The 19,161-nt window shown below is 39.4% G+C and carries 19 protein-coding genes; 13 read left to right on the forward strand and 6 right to left on the reverse strand.

The window, feature by feature from the left end; genetic code table 11:
* Nucleotides 1-2: 2 nt before the first annotated feature.
* Entirely contained in the window at nucleotides 3-656 is a 654-nt protein-coding gene (locus AB3G38_RS00560) for an SCO family protein (RefSeq protein WP_367866546.1), read from the reverse strand.
* A 100-nt stretch (nucleotides 657-756) separates the two neighbouring features.
* On the opposite strand from AB3G38_RS00560, the gene AB3G38_RS00565 reads away from it, so the two are divergent.
* From AB3G38_RS00565 to AB3G38_RS00600, 8 genes are all read left to right on the forward strand, one after another.
* Entirely contained in the window at nucleotides 757-1,758 is a 1,002-nt protein-coding gene (locus AB3G38_RS00565) for a beta-ketoacyl-ACP synthase III (RefSeq protein ID WP_367866547.1), read from the forward strand.
* 39 nt (nucleotides 1,759-1,797) lie between these two features.
* Nucleotides 1,798-2,139 carry a hypothetical protein gene (locus AB3G38_RS00570; RefSeq protein ID WP_367866548.1) on the forward strand — a complete coding sequence of 114 codons (342 nt, stop codon included), beginning with the start codon at nucleotides 1,798-1,800 and terminating at the stop codon, nucleotides 2,137-2,139.
* Nucleotides 2,140-2,288: 149 nt separating this feature from the next.
* Nucleotides 2,289-2,723 carry a hypothetical protein gene (locus AB3G38_RS00575; RefSeq protein WP_367866549.1) on the forward strand — a complete coding sequence of 145 codons (435 nt, stop codon included), beginning with the start codon at nucleotides 2,289-2,291 and terminating at the stop codon, nucleotides 2,721-2,723.
* A complete protein-coding gene (locus tag AB3G38_RS00580) occupies nucleotides 2,723-3,337 on the forward strand; it encodes an SCO family protein (protein WP_367866550.1) in 615 nt (204 codons plus the stop codon). The genes AB3G38_RS00575 and AB3G38_RS00580 overlap by 1 nt, the downstream gene beginning before the upstream one ends.
* A gap of 1 nt (nucleotide 3,338) precedes the next feature.
* Nucleotides 3,339-4,916, forward strand: a complete 1,578-nt coding sequence (locus tag AB3G38_RS00585) for a PepSY-associated TM helix domain-containing protein (RefSeq protein ID WP_367866551.1) — start codon at nucleotides 3,339-3,341, stop codon at nucleotides 4,914-4,916.
* A 105-nt stretch (nucleotides 4,917-5,021) separates the two neighbouring features.
* On the forward strand, nucleotides 5,022-5,693 hold the full coding sequence (locus AB3G38_RS00590; RefSeq protein WP_367866552.1) for a superoxide dismutase: 672 nt from the start codon (nucleotides 5,022-5,024) through the stop codon (nucleotides 5,691-5,693).
* Nucleotides 5,694-5,745: 52 nt separating this feature from the next.
* The gene (poxB, locus tag AB3G38_RS00595; protein WP_367866553.1) at nucleotides 5,746-7,470 is read left to right on the forward strand and encodes a ubiquinone-dependent pyruvate dehydrogenase; all 1,725 of its coding nucleotides are present in this window, start codon (nucleotides 5,746-5,748) and stop codon (nucleotides 7,468-7,470) included.
* 4 nt (nucleotides 7,471-7,474) lie between these two features.
* On the forward strand, nucleotides 7,475-8,452 hold the full coding sequence (locus AB3G38_RS00600; protein ID WP_367866554.1) for a 2-hydroxyacid dehydrogenase: 978 nt from the start codon (nucleotides 7,475-7,477) through the stop codon (nucleotides 8,450-8,452).
* Here the strand turns inward: AB3G38_RS00600 and AB3G38_RS00605 are convergent.
* The gene (locus tag AB3G38_RS00605) at nucleotides 8,449-8,742 is read right to left on the reverse strand and encodes a chaperone modulator CbpM (RefSeq protein WP_367866555.1); all 294 of its coding nucleotides are present in this window, start codon (nucleotides 8,740-8,742) and stop codon (nucleotides 8,449-8,451) included. The genes AB3G38_RS00600 and AB3G38_RS00605 overlap by 4 nt on opposite strands.
* A gap of 19 nt (nucleotides 8,743-8,761) precedes the next feature.
* Nucleotides 8,762-9,670 carry a DnaJ C-terminal domain-containing protein gene (locus tag AB3G38_RS00610; RefSeq protein ID WP_367866556.1) on the reverse strand — a complete coding sequence of 303 codons (909 nt, stop codon included), beginning with the start codon at nucleotides 9,668-9,670 and terminating at the stop codon, nucleotides 8,762-8,764.
* A gap of 321 nt (nucleotides 9,671-9,991) precedes the next feature.
* Between AB3G38_RS00610 and AB3G38_RS00615 the strand changes: the two genes are divergently transcribed.
* The gene (locus AB3G38_RS00615) at nucleotides 9,992-11,005 is read left to right on the forward strand and encodes a LacI family DNA-binding transcriptional regulator (protein ID WP_367866557.1); all 1,014 of its coding nucleotides are present in this window, start codon (nucleotides 9,992-9,994) and stop codon (nucleotides 11,003-11,005) included.
* 68 nt (nucleotides 11,006-11,073) lie between these two features.
* Here AB3G38_RS00615 and AB3G38_RS00620 read toward each other — a convergent pair whose 3' ends face one another.
* Nucleotides 11,074-12,807, reverse strand: coding sequence for a phospho-sugar mutase (locus AB3G38_RS00620; RefSeq protein ID WP_367866558.1), 1,734 nt, complete (start codon nucleotides 12,805-12,807; stop codon nucleotides 11,074-11,076).
* A 248-nt stretch (nucleotides 12,808-13,055) separates the two neighbouring features.
* On the opposite strand from AB3G38_RS00620, the gene AB3G38_RS00625 reads away from it, so the two are divergent.
* The 4 genes from AB3G38_RS00625 (at nucleotide 13,056) to AB3G38_RS00640 (ending at nucleotide 17,791) form a co-directional block, all read left to right on the forward strand.
* A complete protein-coding gene (locus AB3G38_RS00625) occupies nucleotides 13,056-14,369 on the forward strand; it encodes an aspartate kinase (RefSeq protein WP_367866559.1) in 1,314 nt (437 codons plus the stop codon).
* A gap of 186 nt (nucleotides 14,370-14,555) precedes the next feature.
* Nucleotides 14,556-15,707 carry a diaminopimelate decarboxylase gene (gene lysA / locus AB3G38_RS00630; RefSeq protein ID WP_367866560.1) on the forward strand — a complete coding sequence of 384 codons (1,152 nt, stop codon included), beginning with the start codon at nucleotides 14,556-14,558 and terminating at the stop codon, nucleotides 15,705-15,707.
* A 695-nt stretch (nucleotides 15,708-16,402) separates the two neighbouring features.
* The gene (locus AB3G38_RS00635; RefSeq protein WP_367866561.1) at nucleotides 16,403-17,308 is read left to right on the forward strand and encodes a TolB family protein; all 906 of its coding nucleotides are present in this window, start codon (nucleotides 16,403-16,405) and stop codon (nucleotides 17,306-17,308) included.
* A gap of 27 nt (nucleotides 17,309-17,335) precedes the next feature.
* Nucleotides 17,336-17,791, forward strand: coding sequence for an NTF2 fold immunity protein (locus AB3G38_RS00640; RefSeq protein WP_367866562.1), 456 nt, complete (start codon nucleotides 17,336-17,338; stop codon nucleotides 17,789-17,791).
* Between the two features lie 32 nt (nucleotides 17,792-17,823).
* Here AB3G38_RS00640 and AB3G38_RS00645 read toward each other — a convergent pair whose 3' ends face one another.
* A complete protein-coding gene (locus tag AB3G38_RS00645) occupies nucleotides 17,824-18,651 on the reverse strand; it encodes an ion transporter (RefSeq protein ID WP_367866563.1) in 828 nt (275 codons plus the stop codon).
* Nucleotides 18,652-18,698: 47 nt separating this feature from the next.
* Nucleotides 18,699-19,151: a GNAT family N-acetyltransferase gene (locus AB3G38_RS00650; protein WP_367866564.1), complete on the reverse strand. Its 453-nt coding sequence runs from the start codon at nucleotides 19,149-19,151 to the stop codon at nucleotides 18,699-18,701.
* Between the last annotated feature and the right edge of the window lie 10 nt (nucleotides 19,152-19,161).

Genomic DNA, 19,161 nt, shown 5'->3' on the forward strand with positions numbered 1-19,161 from the left:
CTCTATTTTTTATCCTCTGCTAATAAAACCGGAATATCTTTTTCTAATTGTGCTACCTGTTCAGGATTTGTTCCATCATAAGCACCGCGGATTCTTCTGTCTTTATCAATTAAAACCAGAAAGCCCTGGTGCACATAACCATCTCTGTTTGTACTATCGACCTGAACAGCGACCAGATAACTTTTCTCTGCTAAAGTATAAACACTGTCTTTCGGACCGTATACAAATTGCCATTTCGGACCATCCACGCCAAGCTTTTGTGCATACTTTTTAAGCACTGAAGGTGTGTCATACTTAAAATCTATCGTATGTGATAAAAACATGACATCAGGATTATTTTTGAACTTTTCTGAGATCATTTTCAAGTTTCTATGCATAATAGGGCAGATACTCGTGCAGGAAGTGAAAAAGAAATCGGCAATATATATTTTACCTTTAAAATGGTCGTTTGTAATATATACACTATCCTGATTCAGGAATTTAAAAGCGGGTATAGTTTGATAAATGGTATCAACACCAGCCGTCCCATCGCTGTTTTTGACTGTTTTAGTGTCTCTTAAGCCATATATCGGAAGTTTTCTTTCATTCTTGCAGGAAGAAGCAAACAGCGTGGCAGTCAGTAAAATAGCGAAGATAAGTAGGTATTGATATCTCATAATAAAATTTATTGATCCGGCAAAGGTACGCTACTATAAAAATAAAGTGTAACACAGCTGTAAATATTTATTAGTTTTGCGCCAAGAATTGTAATGCTTAATGAGAAAGAGATATAATGCTGCCATAACAGCTTTGGGAGGATATGTACCGGAAACCATTTTAACCAATCACGATCTGGAGAAAATGGTGGATACGAATAGTGACTGGATTATTTCAAGAACTGGTATCCATGAGAGAAGAATCCTTAATGATGATTCACTTGCAACTTCCGATTTAGCTACCATGGCAGTCAAAAGACTGTTGGAAGATAGTCACATTAACCCCGATGAAATCGAATGCGTAATTGTAGCTACGGCTACTCCAGATTATATTATGGTTTCCACCGCTAGTATTGTCTGTGAAAAAGCAGGATTGAAAAATGCTTGGGGTGTGGATTCCAATGCGGCTTGTAGTGGCTTTCTCTATGCACTGACTCTGGGTGCCAGCTTAATTGAGAGCAACCGTTACAAAAATGTAATTGTGATCGGTGCAGATGCAAACAGTTCTATAGTTAATTATGAAGACAGAAATACCTGTATTCTTTTTGGTGACGGTGCAGGAGCAGTTTTACTGGAACAAACTGAAGCAGAAACAGGATTGGTAGATAATGTATTCAGAACTGACGGCCTTGGTAAAGAACACCTGATCGTTACCGCTGGTGGTTCATTAAATCCATCCTCACTGGATACGCTTGGCAAGAAACAGAATTACATTTCTCAAAATGGAAGGATTGTTTTTAAAGCTGCAATTGAAGGCATGACGCAGACCTGTAATGAGATCATGGAAAGAAATCATCTGGAGATTAAAGACATCAGCTGGTTGATTCCGCATCAGGCTAATCTGCGTATCATTCAGGCAGTAGGAGATAAGTTAGGCTTGAAAGAAGACCAGGTAAAGGTTAACATTCAGCTTTACGGCAATACAACTGCTGCAACGATCCCATTATGTATGTGGGAATTTAAAAATGATTTCAAAGAAAATGATAACTTGTTGCTCACCGCTTTTGGTGCAGGATTCTCCTGGGGAGCAACCTATTTAAAATGGGGTAAATTAAGGGGGTAACAATCCATGTTCACACGCTTTATAGCTATATTACTTTTAATGTGTTCGGTTTCAGTAAGCCTGTCGGGACTTTTTGTCGTTGCAGGTTTCGAGATGAACCAGGGGTATATTGCCAAAGAGCTTTGTGTGAATAAAGATAAACCACAATTGCATTGCAATGGGAAATGTTACCTGATGAGAAAGCTTAAACAAGCACAGGAGAAGGAGCAGAAACAAGATCATCAGTTTCAGAAAATCCAGTTGCAGGAAGCTATAGTTTCTACCCCTTTTATATTTAAACAATATTCTTTTATTGCGATAAACCTGCGTATTCCCTTAACAACGGGAGTACCAGTTGCGCGTCTGAGCGCTATTTTCCATCCTCCGCAGTTCTCCTGCTAATACTATCTTTTAATTCAATTTTTTATAAGTCTGTTTAATCTAAAGCAGGCTGTCAAATGATGTAATACAATTTTTGCAGTATATCAGGATGGTTTTAAAGCTCACGATCCTGCAGGATTGTCCATACGTCGCTATTCAAACCATACAATATGAAATTATTTTTAGCCGTACTCGTATTAGTTACAGGAGCAGTTGCCTGTACTCAAAATCCAAATTATAAGTCAGAAAGAGATGAAGTCATGAAATTTCATGATGTGGTGATGGAAGATCATGGTATACTGGTCAACAATCAGATGAAGCTGGATTCTATGCTGAAAGAAATACCTGCGCTGAAAACCAGGTTTCCTTCTACCGATACTTTAAAAGAAAAAGAAGTGATGAAAGCTACGCTGGCCAGGTTAAACGTAGCTGAAGAGTTAATGAATGACTGGATGCACAAATTTGAACCAGATGTGACCGGTAAATCCAATGAAGATGCGATTAAATATTTTAGAGCAGAACGGATTAAAATCGGAAAGATAGATAGTTTGTATAAAGCTGAAATTAAGTCGTCTGATGCTTACCTTAAACAATTCAGGAAATAATGGGAAAGAAATTAATTTACCTGTTTCTGCTGCTGGCAGTAGTTGCAGGTTGTAAAGATAAAGCAAAAAGACTCCCTTTTTTACAGCAGGATATTACCGGTACTGATACGACCTACCGGACTATTCCGGCCTTTAAATTTCTGAATCAGGATAGCGCAGTGGTGACCAATAAAGATTTTGACGGCTCCATTTATGTCGCTGATTTCTTTTTTACGTCCTGCCCTACAATCTGCCCGACCATGCACCGCAACCTGTTGAAAGTATATCATAAGTATTTAAATAATCCGGAGGTGAAATTAGCTTCACACACCATTGATGTGAAATATGATACGCCTTCAAGAATGAAAGCTTATGCAACTAAACTAGGAATTAAAGGTACGCAGTGGGAGTTTTTATGGGGAACCAAAGAAGAAATTTATGCTTTGGCCGAACGTAATTACCTGGTTTCTGTAGGACAGGATAAGGCTGCACCAGGTGGTTTCATTCATCAGGGATATCTTGTGCTGGTGGATAAAGATAAAAGGATCAGAGGCGCTTACGATGGAACAGTAGATGCCCAGGTAGAACAGCTCATGAAGGATATGGATATCCTGCTGGCAGAATATAAACACTAAGATGAGTACTGAAAATCTTACCCGGACGGTGAAAAGGAACATGTATTCCTGGCACCGTATCCTTGGGATTATAACCATCATTCCAGTAATTTTCTGGACATGCTCTGGTTTAAGTCATCCCATTATTGCCCACTGGTTCAAATTGCAGATCGCTCATGAATATATTAAACCTAAAGCGATCCATAGCGAACAGGTTAAACTGTCTGTTAACGAGGTCTTAAAGAAAAACGGGATCAATTTATTCCTGAATTTCAGGCTAATTGATTTTCAGGGGAAAACTTTTTACCAGGTAAAAGACCGGAAGAACCAGCTACAGTACTTTTCTGCTGCCGATGGAGTAAAGCTGGTGGATGGAGAACGTTTATATGCAACATATCTGAGCAGGTATTTTCTGGGAGACAGTACTTCGAAAATTGTATCTGTTACGCAGATCACCAGTTTTACAGATGAGTATAAGTATATCAACCGTCTGCTCCCGGTCTGGAAGGTCAGTTTTGACCGGAAAGATCAAATGGATGTTTATGTAGAAACTTCACAAAGCAGGCTCGCTAATTACAATGATACCAACAGGAAAGTTTTTCTATGGGTATTCAGTAATTTACACAGCTATGAATTCATCGCTAAAATTACGAATAATACAGCCAGGTATGTGCTGATTCTTTTACTGGCCTCGATCGTTATCTTTTCTACTTTAAGTGGCTTATTGATCTACGGTTTTTTATGGAACAAGTTTAAAAAGCCAGTTACCGGACAAAAGGTGGGTTTTCTGAGGAAATATCACCGCAGTATCGGCATCTGGACTTCTTTAGTTACACTGACCTTTATGGGATCAGGCTTTTACCATGCTACACATAAATTTACACCAGATGACCGGATCAATTATGTTTTTGAGCCCGAAGTAAAGGCGCGTGATCTGGTGGTTGCTTCTACGGCTTTACCAGTGAACTGGGAACAGGTGAGCAATATTTCACTAGCCAGGTTTAATGATAAAACTTATTACCAGGTTTACCTGGTTAAAAAGGAAAATGATAGCTGGAAAAAGCAGCAGGTTGCAAAAGCTGAAACCATGTTTGGAGAGAAAGCTAAAAAAACGAAGCCTGATATTGCCTGCTATGATGCCGCTAACGGACAACTCCTGCCAGACGGAATTATGGAGTATAGTTATAGCCTGGTTAAACACTTTGTAGCTCAGGGAGCTGCTGATGGAGAAGCTGCTTGTTGTGAAATGATGGCCAATGCGGCAGCTGATGAATCGGCTCCGCTCATTATTTCTTCTTCAGATTACCTCACTAAATTTGATAACGATTATGGTTTTGTCAATAAGCGTTTGCCAGTTGTAAAAATAGCTTTAAGTACGCCTCAGCACCTCACTTATTATGTGGAAACAGCAACTGGGAGATTAGCAGCAAAAGTTCAGGATTCAGACAGAAGAGAAGGCTTAAGCTTTGCAGTATTCCATAAATTTTTGCTGGTAGACTTTGCAGGTAAAAACTTCAGGGATTTTCTGACTGCTTTTTCTGCATTTGGTGTCCTGGTGGTAAGTGTTTTAGGATTAATCCTCTTCATAAAAACCAAATAGGGAAAACAAATTAATTTAATAATCGTTTTAAATAGACAGCTGTTTAAACCTATGTAATCATTTGCAGGGTTTAAACAGCTTTTTCAAATAACCCTATTGATAACGATGAAATTATTCAAGAGCTTTTTACCCGTTTTTCTGTTAATAGCAGGCACACAGACCCTGAGCGCACAATTCAAACTCGCACCATTACCTTATGCTTATAATGCACTGGAACCTGCTATAGATAAGCAGACCATGGAAATACATTACACTAAACATCACCAGGGGTATGTAACCAATTTAAATGCTGCTGTAAAAGGTACTGCTGCAGAAGGTAAAACGCTGGCACAAATATTAGCTGTAGCTTCAACTTATCCTGCAGCTATCCGTAACAATGCCGGCGGACACTATAATCATTCCTTATTCTGGCAGATTATGGCTCCTAAACCAAAACCCGCATCTCCTGAGTTTTTGAAGGAAATTAATGCAAATTTTGGTACTATGGAAAAATTTAAGGCTGCTTTTGCAGATAGTGCTGCTAAACGTTTTGGTTCAGGCTGGGCATGGTTAATTGTACAGAATGGGAAGATGAAAATCACCACAACCCCTAACCAGGATAATCCATTGATGGATGCAGTTGCTGAAAAAGGGCGTCCGATTTTAGCACTGGATGTTTGGGAGCATGCCTATTACCTGAAATATCAAAATAAACGTGCAGACTATATCACTGCCTGGTGGACAGTAGTAAACTGGCCGGAAGTGGAACGCAGATATAACGAAGTTGTAAAAAAATAATCACCCAATGAAAGCTGTCCAAGAGGACGGCTTTTATTTTATCAAAAATATAATGGCAAAAACAGTAGCAGCGAAATTAGTAGAGATACTGATTCAGGCAGGAGTTAAACGTGTACATGGCTTAGTTGGTGATTCTCTGAATGGAATTGTGGATGAAATCCGTAATTCTAAAGACATTGAATGGATTCACTACCGGCATGAAGAAGCGGCGGCATTTGCTGCTGGCGCTGAAGCGCAGTTAACAGGTAAATTAGCGGTGTGTGCAGGAAGCTGCGGACCCGGAAATATGCACCTGATCAACGGTTTATATGATGCACATAAAAGTAATGCGCCAGTACTGGCCATTGCAGCGCATATTCCAAGTGAGCAGGTTGGCACTTCTTATTTTCAGGAAACACGTCCTGAATCTTTATTCCGCGAATGCAGTTATTACTGCGAAACAATCGCCTCGTCAAGACAAATGCCAAGAGTTTTACAGATTGCGATGCAGCATGCTATCGGGCAGAACGGAGTAGCGGTTATCAGCTTATCGGGTGATGTGGCGATGGAGAAAATGGAGCATGAGGAATTAGAGCATCCTTTGTTTATCAGCCGTCCGGCAATCCGTCCTGCTGATGAAGAGTTACAAAAGCTGGCACAATTTATTAATGAGGCTAAAAAAGTCACTTTATTGTGTGGCGCGGGTTGCAGAGATGCACATGATGAATTGTTAGCACTTGCAGGTAAAATCAAGTCACCAGTTGTACATGCACTCAGAGGAAAAGAACATGTGCAATATGACAATCCTTACGATGTAGGGATGACCGGGCTGATTGGTATTTCTTCAGGTTATCATGCAGTTGAAGAAAGTGACTTGCTGTTAATGCTGGGTACTGATTTCCCTTATAAAGAATGGTTTCCATCAAAAGCCAAAATCATACAAATAGATATCCGTCCAGAAAGATTAGGCCGCAGGTGTAAACTGGATCTTGGTTTAACCGGAGATGTCAAAGAAACAATTAAATGTTTACTGCCTTTCCTGGAAGAAGTAACTGATGTTGCCTTTTTAGATAAATGTCAGCAGCGTTATCAGGAGAACAGGAAAAACCTGATGGGACATGCACAAATGGTTCCAGATAAAGCTATTCATCCGGAATATTTAACCCGTATCTTAAGTGAGCAAGCGGCCGATAATGCCATATTTACAGCAGATGTTGGTACGCCAACGGTATGGGCTGCACGTTATGTGGATATGAAAAAAGGCAGGAAGCTGATTGGTTCTTTCAATCATGGATCAATGGCAAGTGCGATGCCACAGGCAATTGGTGCACAGGTTGCCTTTCCCGAAAGACAAGTAATTTCTCTGTCAGGTGATGGTGGTTTTGCGATGCTGATGGGTGATATTTTAACCATCTATCAATATGACCTGCCTGTAAAAATTATTGTCTATAACAACAGCTCTCTCGGCTTTGTAGCCATGGAGATGAAAGTGATCGGAATGCCTCCTTTTGGAACGGATCTTAAAAACCCCGATTTCGCGAAAATGGCACAGGCTATTGGGATCAGGGGAATCAGGGTAGAAGAGGCAGAAGGAGTAGAAGCGGCAATTGCTGCGGCCTTAGCTCATCCCGGACCCGTGCTGGTTGATGTTGTTGTGAATCAGGCAGAACTTTCAATGCCACCTAAAATTGATTTTGAGCAAGCTAAAGGATTTGGAATTTATATGCTGAAACAAACACTGAATGGTGATGGAAAAGAAGTGTGGGATACGATCAGTTCAAATTTTTTAGGTAAATAGCACCATGAATGTATTTATAACCAGAGTAATACCGGAATCGGGTTTGCGCTTGCTGGAAGCGGCAGGATTGAAAGTCAGACAATGGACACAGCAGCAGAGTATGACCCGTGACCAGTTAATTACGGCATGCCAATGGGCAGATGCATTGCTGAGTGCAGGGCAGCGGCTGGATCAGGAGTTTCTGGAGGCAAGTGCACATTTGAAAGTAATCGCATTGCATTCAGTAGGTTATGATAACGTAGATATTGAAACAGCAACACGGCTTAAGATACCAGTGGGTAATACCCCTGGCGTTTTAAGTGGTGCAACGGCTGATACCGCTTTCCTGTTAATGATGGCTGCAGCCAGGAATGCTTTTTATATGAACCGTAAGATTATCAATGGGGAATGGGACTTTTTTGAACCGACAGCTAATTTAGGGAAGGAACTGAATGGCTGTACTCTGGGCGTTTTTGGCTTAGGGAAAATAGGGACGGAAATGGCTAAACGCTGTGCAGGAGCATTTGGTATGAAAATCATTTACCATAACAGAAGCAGAAATGAAGAGGCTGAAAATCTGCTGGATGCAACACTGGTTTCTTTTGAAGAGTTGTTAGCACAAAGTGATGTACTGACTGTACATACCGCTTTAACCTCAGAAACTGAGGGTAAATTTGATCATACAGCATTTAAACAGATGAAACCAGGATCTATTTTTATCAATACAGCCAGAGGGGCCATTCATAATGAGAAGGCTTTAATTGAGGCACTGGAAAGTAAAACGATTTGGGGAGCTGGTTTGGATGTAACGAATCCCGAGCCGATGCATCCGGATAACCGGTTGCTGTTTATGCCGAATGTAGCCATCTTACCTCATATTGGTTCAGCTACAGAGGGTACAAGAAATGCCATGGCCAGGTTGGCTGCGGAGAATATTATTGCAGTATCCAAAGGGGAGAAGCCTCCTTTTCTGGTTAATCCTGAAGTTTATAAGGAAAGTTAATGTCGTTCATGAATATGGATATGAGTTTTTAAATGCTCAATCTCCTGTTGCAGGTGTTTCACCTTTTGTAAAAGGTTCATGATTGCGTCGATGCCTTCGATATTAATCTCCAGATCATAATGGAAATGGACATAGCGGTCCATTTCCATTAATTGTTCAAAATGTAAGCATTTATTTCCGTCAATTATGGTCAGTACGATTAATCCGGACTCTTCGAGTTTTTGAATAAAAGAAGGGTCAATGGCATAATTAACACAGTAATCTCTTATAGTTATTAATTCGTTTTCCATAGGATATTGAATTATTCCATTATTTCGAAAGTTCCTGAAGTTCTTTAAATAGTTCTTTTTGCTTTTCTGTCAGGCCAGTTGGTATATTAACTGAGTAAGTTATAAAAAGGTTTCCAAATTCTCCTTCTTTCTTGTAAACAGGAAATCCTTTGCCTTTCAGTCTTATTTTTGTTCCATTTTGGGTACCCTCTGGTACTTTTAGCTTTACTTTTCCACTCAGCGTGTCAATCATAGTTTCTCCACCCAATAAAGCAGTATACAGGTCTATTTCCTTCGTTAAGTAAAGATCGTCCCCCAGTCTTTTAAAAATAGGGTCATCGGTAATCGTTATCGTAATAAAAAGATCTCCGGCAGGTCCATTGTTTGCGCCGGCGCCACCCTGACCTTTCAATTTAATAACCTGACCATTGGCAATACCAGCAGGAATAGAAATCCTTAAGTTTTTGCCATTTACCGTAATCGTAGGTTTATGTGTTTCTGCTGCTTCTCTGAAAGAAATTTGCAAAGAAGCCTGTAAATCCTGTCCTCTGAATTTTGCTGCATTTCTTTGTTGTCTGCCGCCACCGCCAAACATCGACTCAAAGAAATCTGAGAAATCACCGCCTCCAAAATCTGAGCCACCACCAAATCCGCCGCCGAAACCACCTGAACCACCGCGTCTGCCACCACCAAAAGGGTTACCTTGCTGCTGAGCCTGATCTGCGTGTTTCCAGTTTTCACCGTACTCATCATATTTTTTGCGCTTTTCAGCATCACTCAATGCTTCATTCGCTTCATTGATCTGCTGAAATAGCTTATTTGCTTCTTTGTCATTGGGATTTAAATCGGGATGATATTTACGTGCAAGTTTCCTGTACGCTTTCTTTATCTCATCCTGTGTTGCCTTCTTATCCACGCCCAGGACTTTGTAATAATCAATGTATGCCATAGTAAAAATATCAGTACTGCAAATTTACGCTTTATATAAGTATTTGCATGGAACTGATTTTTATTTTTAATTTCCAATGTGCACAATGATATGATTACAATTGAGGGCGAATTAGAAGATTGAACAAAGTGAATCAATTCAGGCTTGTTAGCGTGAGTAATGACCATTTTAACATATTTTATCGCGATAAAAGTACGGTTTACAACATAAGCGTCAGGTTTTGATTAGCCGTGGTGAAATAAAATATCGGGGAGACAGTTGAGACTGTTTCATTAATAGTTTTTATTTTTCTAGCTTGGCTTTCTAAATAAAAAAAACAAAATGAAACCCCTCTCTATAAAGGATATCGCAAAGAAGGCTAACGTATCTATTACTACTGTCTCTTTCATATTAAATGGTAAGGCAGAGAAAATGCGTATTAGCCAGGACATGATTACAAAAGTCGAGGCAATTATTAAGGAAGTAGGCTTCCGGCCAAATCAGGTCGCGAGAAGTCTGCGTACAGGAAATACCAATACAATTGGTCTGATTGTAGAGGATATATCTAATCCGTTTTTCGCTGCCATCGCAAGGTTGATTGAGGATAAAGCTTACAAACATGGTTATAAGATTATCTACTCGAGTACTGAAAATAACCTGGATAAGGCGAAAGGCCTGATCCGGATGTTTAAATCCAGACAGGTGGATGGTTATATCATCGCACCAATGGTGGGTATGGAAGAAGATATTCGTGAATTACTCTCTGACCGCACTCCGGTAGTTGTATTTGACCGTCATTTACCAGGATTGGAAGTGAGCAGCGTTTTGGTAGATAATATTAAGGGAACTTATATGGCTACTGATTCCTTAATTGTTAAAGGAATGAAAAACATCGCTTTCGTTACTGTAGATGTTGAAGTGGAACAGATCAAGGACCGTTATAAAGGTTATGAGCAGGCGCTGAAGGCAAATAAGATGGAGATTAATCCAAAGCTTTGTAAATTGATTTCATTTAATAATACTGCGGATGAGACCACTGCTGAACTGACTCAGTTTTTTACGGACAACCCGGAAATTGACGCTGTACTTTTTGCAACAAATTATCTGGCGGTAAGGGGCTTGTTTAGTTTCAGGGAAATGAACAAGAAGCTGAATGGTTCATTTAAAGTCATTGCTTATGACGACCATGATATTTTTAAACTGCATTCTCCGACCATCAGTGCGGTAGATCAGCCGATAGAGGAAATTGCTGAAAACGTAATCAACTTTGTTTTAAAAGAGCTGGCAACTGTAGATTCTTTTGAGAAAAAGGAATTGAATAATGTGGTGTTATCGTCCAGACTGATAGAAAGATAATAAAAAATAAACCTAAATAAAAAAAGCGGAAGATATCTTCCGCTTTTTTTATTTAAAGGTGGTTTGGTTTACGCCTGTAAATCGTCCATCAATGATTTTATTTTAGCACCCAGTGCTGCATCAACTGTTTTGAATTGAGCTTTGTCTGTTAATGGAGCATTCACGCTGCAATAGAACTTGATTTTAGGCTCTGTACCTGAAGGGCGGGCAGAAACAATACTTCCATCTTCTGTAATGAATTGCAGTACATCAGATACAGGGAAATCAAGTTTGGTTTTCTCTTTCGTATCTAAATTCGTTTCCACACCCAGTTCGTAGTCTTTTAAAGTTTTTACTTTAGAACCTCCGAGTTCCAGTGGCGGATTATTTCTGAATTTCTCCATCATCGCCTTGATTTCTTCAGCACCAGTTTTTCCTTTTTTAGTCAGAGAAACCAGTTCTTCTTTATACAAGCCATATTCTGCATACATATCCAGCATCGCATCATATAAGCTGCTGCCTTTATCTTTGTAGAAAGCAGTCATCTCAGCAATAAAAGCACAGGAAATGATCGCATCTTTATCTCTTACCAGCTCACCGATCAGATAACCATAACTCTCTTCACCACCACCAATAAAGGTTTTTTTGCCTTGCAGGCTGGTGATCAGATGTCCGATATGTTTGAATCCGGTCAGGGTATTAAAATATTCAACGTTTTTAGCTTTGGCAATTTCTTCCACCAGGTTAGTGGTCACGATAGTTTTAACGATATACTGGTTACCGTCTAATTTGCCTTTTTCCTGCCATGCAGTAAGCAGGTAATTGATTAACAAACTTCCAGTCTGGTTTCCGTTAAGCAATACAAATTCTCCGTCATTATTTTTAACAGCAATACCAACACGGTCGGCATCAGGATCTGTGGCCAGAACCAGGTCTGCATCAATTTCTTTTGCTTTATTTAAAGCCAGGGTCATTGCCTCTTTTTCTTCCGGATTAGGATAAACTACCGTAGGGAAGTTTCCGTCTGGTGTGCTTTGTTCTTTAACCAAAGTCAAATTGGTGAATCCAAATTGAGCTAATGCTTTAGGAACTAAAGTGATCCCTGTACCGTGAATCGGAGAGTAAACTATTTTAAGGTCTTTTTGTCTGGCAATCGCTTCCGGAGAAACAGAAAGCGCAGTAATCTGATCAAGATATAGGGTGTCGATTTCCTCGCCGATCAGTTCAACAAGTTTCTCGTTACGTTCAAATTTAACTTCATCGATGCTTTTGATATTGGCAACTTCGTCCATCACCATATTATCATCAGGAGAAGTAAATTGTCCTCCGTCTGCACCATAAGCTTTATATCCGTTATATTCTTTAGGATTGTGTGAAGCAGTAAGCATTACACCACTGCGGCAGCCTAAATGTCTGATCGCGAATGAAAGTTCAGGAGTAGGGCGTAATTCTTTGAAGAAACAGACATGAATTCCATTTGCAGAAAATACATCAGCAGTGATCTTAGCGAAAAAGTCTGATTGATTTCTGCTGTCATGGGCAATAGCTACTTTAATTTGCTCTCCAGGATATTTTTTCAGCAGATAGTTACTCAGGCCTTGTGTGGCTGTACCAATTGTGTATTTATTAATCCTGTTAGAACCAGCTCCCATAATACCGCGGAGTCCACCTGTACCAAATTCCAGACTTCTGTAAAAGGAATCTACTAATTCTACAGACGCTTCACTGTCTATTAGTTTTTGGATTTCTTCTTTTGTTTGTTGGTCATAATTGCCATTAAGCCACTCGTTAATGGTGTTTTGTATTGCTGCTTCTAATTGCATGTTCTCCGTTAATATTTGATTATTCTGGTCTATAAACAAAACAAAAGCTATGGATGTTTTTAAGATCTGTTTTTAAATTTCAGGCCCTCCAAATTTAATTTTGTTTATAGCATGATTATTAAGCGCGTTTTATTAATTTCACGCCCTAATGCAATTATATACCAAATTAATTGAATTAAAAATACCTGCTACAAATAAATTAATTGCAGATGGATATTTTAGTTTAATTATTAACCCAATTTAGAAACATGAAGATATTAAAGTTTGGCGGAACTTCTGTCGGAAGCCCCGAGCGGATGACGAAATTGCTGGATATTATCAATCCGGCTGAAGAGCAAATTGTAGTTTTATCAGCAGTGTCTGGTACAACCAATGGTTTAGTAGAAATTTCAGGCAAACTTTTAAAGGAAGATAAACAGGGGGCGTTAATTTTAATTAACGCCCTGAATCAAAAATATAATGAATTCGTTATTGAGCTTCTTCCTGAGGGTGATTTAAGGGAGCAGGGACAGGAAGTGGTGAATTACCATTTTCAGTTTTTAACTGGCCTGGTCAACGATATTTTTACACCTGCTGAAGAGAAGGTGGTTTTAGCGCAGGGTGAATTATTGTCCACTACGCTTTATCATATTTATTTGAAAGCTATTGATGTGCCTTCGGTATTATTACCGGCACTTGATTTCATGAAGATTGATGAAGATAATGAGCCTGATATCTCTTTTGCGACGGCGAATCTTACACCTTTGCTGGACAAGCATAAGGGCAATAAATTATTTATTACGCAGGGCTTTATCTGCAGAAACAGCTTCGGTGAGGTAGATAACCTTCGCCGTGGCGGAAGTGATTATACGGCTTCGCTGATTGGTGCTGCTATTTTAGCAGAGGAAGTACAGATCTGGACGGATATTGACGGAATGCATAATAATGATCCAAGGATTGTAAAGGGTACGAAACCAATTGCTCATCTTTCTTTTGATGAGGCTGCGGAGCTTGCTTATTTCGGAGCTAAAATTCTTCATCCTCAGTCGGTATTTCCGGCACAGAAATACAAAATTCCGGTAAGGTTATTAAATACGATGGAGCCTTCTGCTGCGGGAACATTGATTTCTGCAGAGAGTGAAAAAGGGAAAATCAAATCTATCGCTGCTAAGGATGGTTTGATTGCTATCCGGATCCAGTCGAGCCGCATGCTTTTGGCTTATGGTTTCTTAAGAAGGATATTCGAGATTTTTGAACGTTATAAGACGCCGATCGATATGATTACAACTTCGGAGGTTGCGGTTTCTTTAACGATAGATTTTACGGATAACCTGGATAAAATTTTAGAGGAGCTGGATACTTTTGGTTCTGTAGAGATTGACAGGGAACAGACGATTGTTTGTGTGGTGGGAGATTTTGGTGCGGGCAAACATGGCTTTGCGTCAAGAGTACTTGATGCTATCAAACATATTCCTGTCAGAATGATCTCTTATGGGGGAAGTAATTATAATATCTCTTTATTAGTAAATACGGGAGATAAAACAGAGGTACTGAGAAGTTTACATAACCGCATTTTTGAATAAAAACCGGTTTATCTCTTTTTGAGGTAAGTAAGGACTGCTATAATAATAAAAATGAGTACGATAAAGAGCCTGACTCTTCTGTCGTATTCTTTTTTGTTGATTTTCTGACGTTGAAGATCGAAATAGTTGCCCAGGTAAATCAACAGCATTCCAATTAGACAAAATACAATAAGATATTTAAACATTATGTTTTCTAACAAAGATATAGCACAGTTTGCAGATTTAGAAACACCTTTTTATTATTATGACCTGAGTTTATTGCAGCGCAGCTTAAGTGCTTGTGCTGAAGCGGCTAAGGTTTATGATTTTCATGTGCATTATGCAATGAAGGCGAATTTTAATGATACGCTGCTGAAAAAAATTAAAGAGGCCGGTTTGGGCGCTGATTGTGTAAGTGGCAATGAAGTGAAGAAGGCCATTGAGATAGGTTTTGACAAGAAACGGGTCGTATTTGCTGGTGTCGGTAAATCGGACAAGGAAATCAATGAGGCGCTGGATCTGGATATTTTCTGCTTTAATGTAGAGTCTGTTCAGGAGTTAGAGGTCATCAATGAGCTTGCCGGAAAAAGAGGAAAGGTGGCCAAGGTTGCCATCCGTATTAATCCTAATGTAGATGCACATACGCATCATAATATTACAACGGGACTGGATGAGAACAAGTTCGGTGTAAATTCATGGGATCTTCCTGATTGTGTGGTGGTTTTAAAGGCTTCTGCAAATTTGGAGTTCATGGGGATACATTTTCATATTGGCTCGCAGATCACAAATTTAGATGTTTTTAAGAATCTTTGTGTAAGAATCAACGAGTTTGCGAAATGGTTCGAGGAGCGCGGGCTTCTGGTAAAGCTGATCAATGTTGGCGGAGGATTGGGTATTGATTATCAGAATCCTGAGCAACAGATCCCTGATTTTGAAGCTTATTTTAAGATTTTTAATGAATTTTTAGAGAAAAGGCCTAATCAGGAGGTTCATTTTGAGCTGGGAAGAGCGATTGTGGGCCAGTGTTCTTCGCTAATCAGCAGAGTGCTTTATGTGAAGAATGGCAAGAGCAAGAATTTTATAATTCTGGATGCAGGAATGACGGAGTTAATGAGACCGGCACTTTACCAGGCTTATCACCAGATCGAGAATTTGAGCAAACAGGATGGAGGATTGAGTGTAAAGTATGATGTGGTAGGCCCGATTTGCGAGAGTACGGATTGTTTTGGGAAAGAGGTTTTGTTACAGGAAACGGAAAGGGGCGATTTAGTGGCAATCAGGAGTACTGGGGCTTATGGTGAAGTGATGAGTTCACATTATAATCTGAGGGAAAATGTAAGGGTGGTTTTTAGTAAGTAGGTTTTTCCATATAGTATAAAAAAAGCAACAAGCCATATTTCTGCCGACGTTCCTGAAGTAGGAACAAGGTCAGAAATATGGCTTGTTGCTTTTTTTATTCCTTAATTTTTCTGGATTACCCTTACATAATTAAAAAGACACCGTTTCATTTAAGTCAGTATAATAATTGTGAGGGGGTGGGTTGTTGGTTAGGAGGAGAATAGGTTTGGTTTGAGAAGAAAGATCTTGGTTTGCTCTGAGGAGAAAAGTTTGTTTTGCTTTGGGGAGAAAGATTTTGGTTTGCTTTGAGGTGAGAGTTTTGGTTTCTTCAACTGTTCAGGGTAAACACCATTCAGTAATTAACTATATCATTGTCTTTTACTGTAAACTAATTCCAGTATAGGACAACTGTTCAGGGTTTATAATTAGTCGTAGTTGAGAGGGGGTTGAAAGGGCCATTGGCCCTTTCAACCCCCTCTCAACTACGACTATAATACGATGACGGACTTATCTCTGTATTCAGGAGGCTGGTTTTAGTTTTTGCCGGATAAAAATGCTTTTTCTATTACATCTATAATTGGATTATTCAGTAATCTTGGAGCCGGGATTCCAATAGCTGCAATTTGATAGTAAATTGATAGGTTTTCTGGTTGTTTGAATTCACTAAGTGCTTATTAAATTAGGTTTAGCACTATAAATAATATTAGATATACTATATGAGATCGTTTAAGTTTTTAATTCCGGCATTGTCGCTTTTAGTAGTGGCTTGTAATTCTAACAGTAATTCCAATAAGGTTGAAACAGCTAAGGTTGTTGATTATAAATATTCACTGGCTTATCAGTTGGATGGGAAAATTGTGGCGGCGAATGCGGATACTTCAAAACAGATTTCTTTCGGTGGGGCTACTGATCCGGCCATCTCTCCGGACGGAAATAAGTTGGCTTACACGGTGAGCGATAGTTTAGGGAACAGGTCTGTCTGGGTTGCGGACATGGTTAGCAAAAGTCAGGTTCAGTTAAATGTAAAGAGTAAAAATTATTACCGGGCTGTATGGTCTCCTTCGGGAGATATGATGGCTTTTAGCATTTTTAATAAGAAATCTTTTTGGAAGGTGGGGATCATTAAGACGGATAATTCGGGCTATGTGATGTTAGATAGCGTGTCGAAGCTGAATGTTTATGCGCCGGCCTGGAAGAATGAAAATCAGATTATAGCTCAGGATCTTCAAAAGCTTTACACATTTGATTTGACGGGGAAAATGGTAGAATCGGTCAATATCACGGATCTGATTGGAAAGGAGCTTTCAATTGCAAGTAATAATAGTTTCTTTTATAGCAAGGATGGAAAGAAATTGGTTTTTAATGCGGGTAATAAGGATGTTTTACCGGGTTTGACCGGGCCGGGTGAAGGGGTTTATGTGCTGGATCTTGCATCTAAACAGGTGAAGCGAATTTCTCCTGAAGGTATGACTGTACCTTCTCTTTTTGTCACAGGTAATGATAAGGTTATTTATAGTGGGATGGAAAAGCCGTTTGTAGTTTCGAAAATATATACTACTGATTTATCAGGAAGTGAGATTAAGCTTGTTGTTGATAAGGGAAATAATCCAACAGCTAATTAAAACTTAGTTATTATCCGGCCTGATCTTATGGATTTAGAGAAATATACTTTTGATAGTATTCCTGATGCTGAGCGAACGGCAGAAGATACAGTGATTGAATTTGTAATTGTTTACAATAGATGGGCTAAGGAGTGCCATAATTTGGTTGTTGCTGATCGGGAGAAGCTGAATGAGCTGATTCAAAAGGATAGTCATGCCCGGCAAGTTTTACAGGAGATTTATAAGAAGTATTGTACTTCAAAGAATAGACAGTATCATCGGACTGGTACAGGGTATTATTTTTATGGTGGGACTTATAAGGCGGGGACGGCAATTGAAAGTTGTACGGAGCTGGCGAAAAATGAAGTGATCATTCAGACGAAAAAGATTAAAAATTTTTCACCTGTAAAAAGGTATTCAGTAGTGAAGCAGGGACAGGTTTGGAAGATAGGTGGTGTGGAGAGTTTAAGTGGGAATAAGATGTGGGAGTTTGATATACTTTAAATACGGAAACAATTAAGGAAGTACGGAAATAATCAAGGCTTCTCCGGCTCTTTTAATTCTTTTCCGCATCTGGAGCAAAACTTTGCATTTGCGGGGTAAACCGGAGCGTAACATATGGGGCATTTTTCCTTGGCTTCATCTGTGGCCCTTGCCATTTCTACAGATACAATACCGGTAGGGACTGCAATAATACCATAACCGATAATCATCAGGATACTCGCCAGAAGTTGTCCTAAGGGGCTTTGTGGTGAGATGTCTCCGTAACCAACGGTGGTGATTGTAACTATTGCCCAGTAAATAGAAACGGGGATGCTTGTGAAACCACTTGCATCCCCTTCAATAATATACATGAGTGTACCAATAATGGTTACCAGTGTAACGACGCTCGCCAGGAATACGGTAATTTTATATAAACTGTTTTTAAGCGCGTTTCTCAATATGTTCCCTTCACTGGTGAAACGGCTAAGTTTTAAAATCCGGAAAACTCTAAGTAGTCTGAATGCACGAATAACAACCAGGTAATGTGCTCCTGCCAGAAACAGACTCAGATAAGTCGGCAAAAAAGCGATAATATCTATGAGCCCATAAAAGCTGAAGATATACCTGGATGGTTTATCACTGCTATAAATCCGGAGCGCATATTCCAGTGTAAAGAATATCGTGAAAATCCATTCCACAGTGCGGATATAAATCAGGTAATGCGCTCTGAAACTAGCTACACTTTCCAGAAAAACAGACAGAATGCTTAGCAGAATCACCCATAGTAAAATCAGATCAAATAATTTACCAGCCTTGGTGTCTGATTCAAAGATGATCGTATAAAGCTTTTTTCTGAAAATGTCGTGAGTTCTAATAGCCATGTCTGCAAGGTTAATCTAATTCTGCGCTTTACAGAAATTAATTTATGCTATTTGAGTTTCAGCTCGTAAATCCGGGACTCTTCTTCCCAGGGATGATAGCCCGTTCCTATGTATTGATAACCATATTTTTCATATAATCCAATGTGGTCAGTACACAAGTACAAATTATCAAAGCCTGCTTGAATCGTGTCTTCTTTTGCTTTGTCCAGCAGCAATTTGCTGTAGGCTTTTCCTCTGTGTTTTTCATCCACATATAAGGCACAAACCCAGGGATATAAATCCATTCTACTGATAAAGTCATTAGGAATCAATCCTGCGCAGCCAATAATTTCATTCTCTTTTTCCAGCAGATACCATTGAGGAAATGCCCCTTTTGCAGCTATACAATGTGTTAAGCAATCTTCATAAATAATTGGTTCTACTTCAGACCAGCAGGTTTGAAGATATTGAATTGCTTTTTTTAGATATTCAGGGTGCTCTCTTACGGATATAAGTTTCATAATCAGACGG

This window comes from Pedobacter sp. WC2423 (genome assembly GCF_040822065.1).
Lineage (GTDB): Bacteria > Bacteroidota > Bacteroidia > Sphingobacteriales > Sphingobacteriaceae > Pedobacter.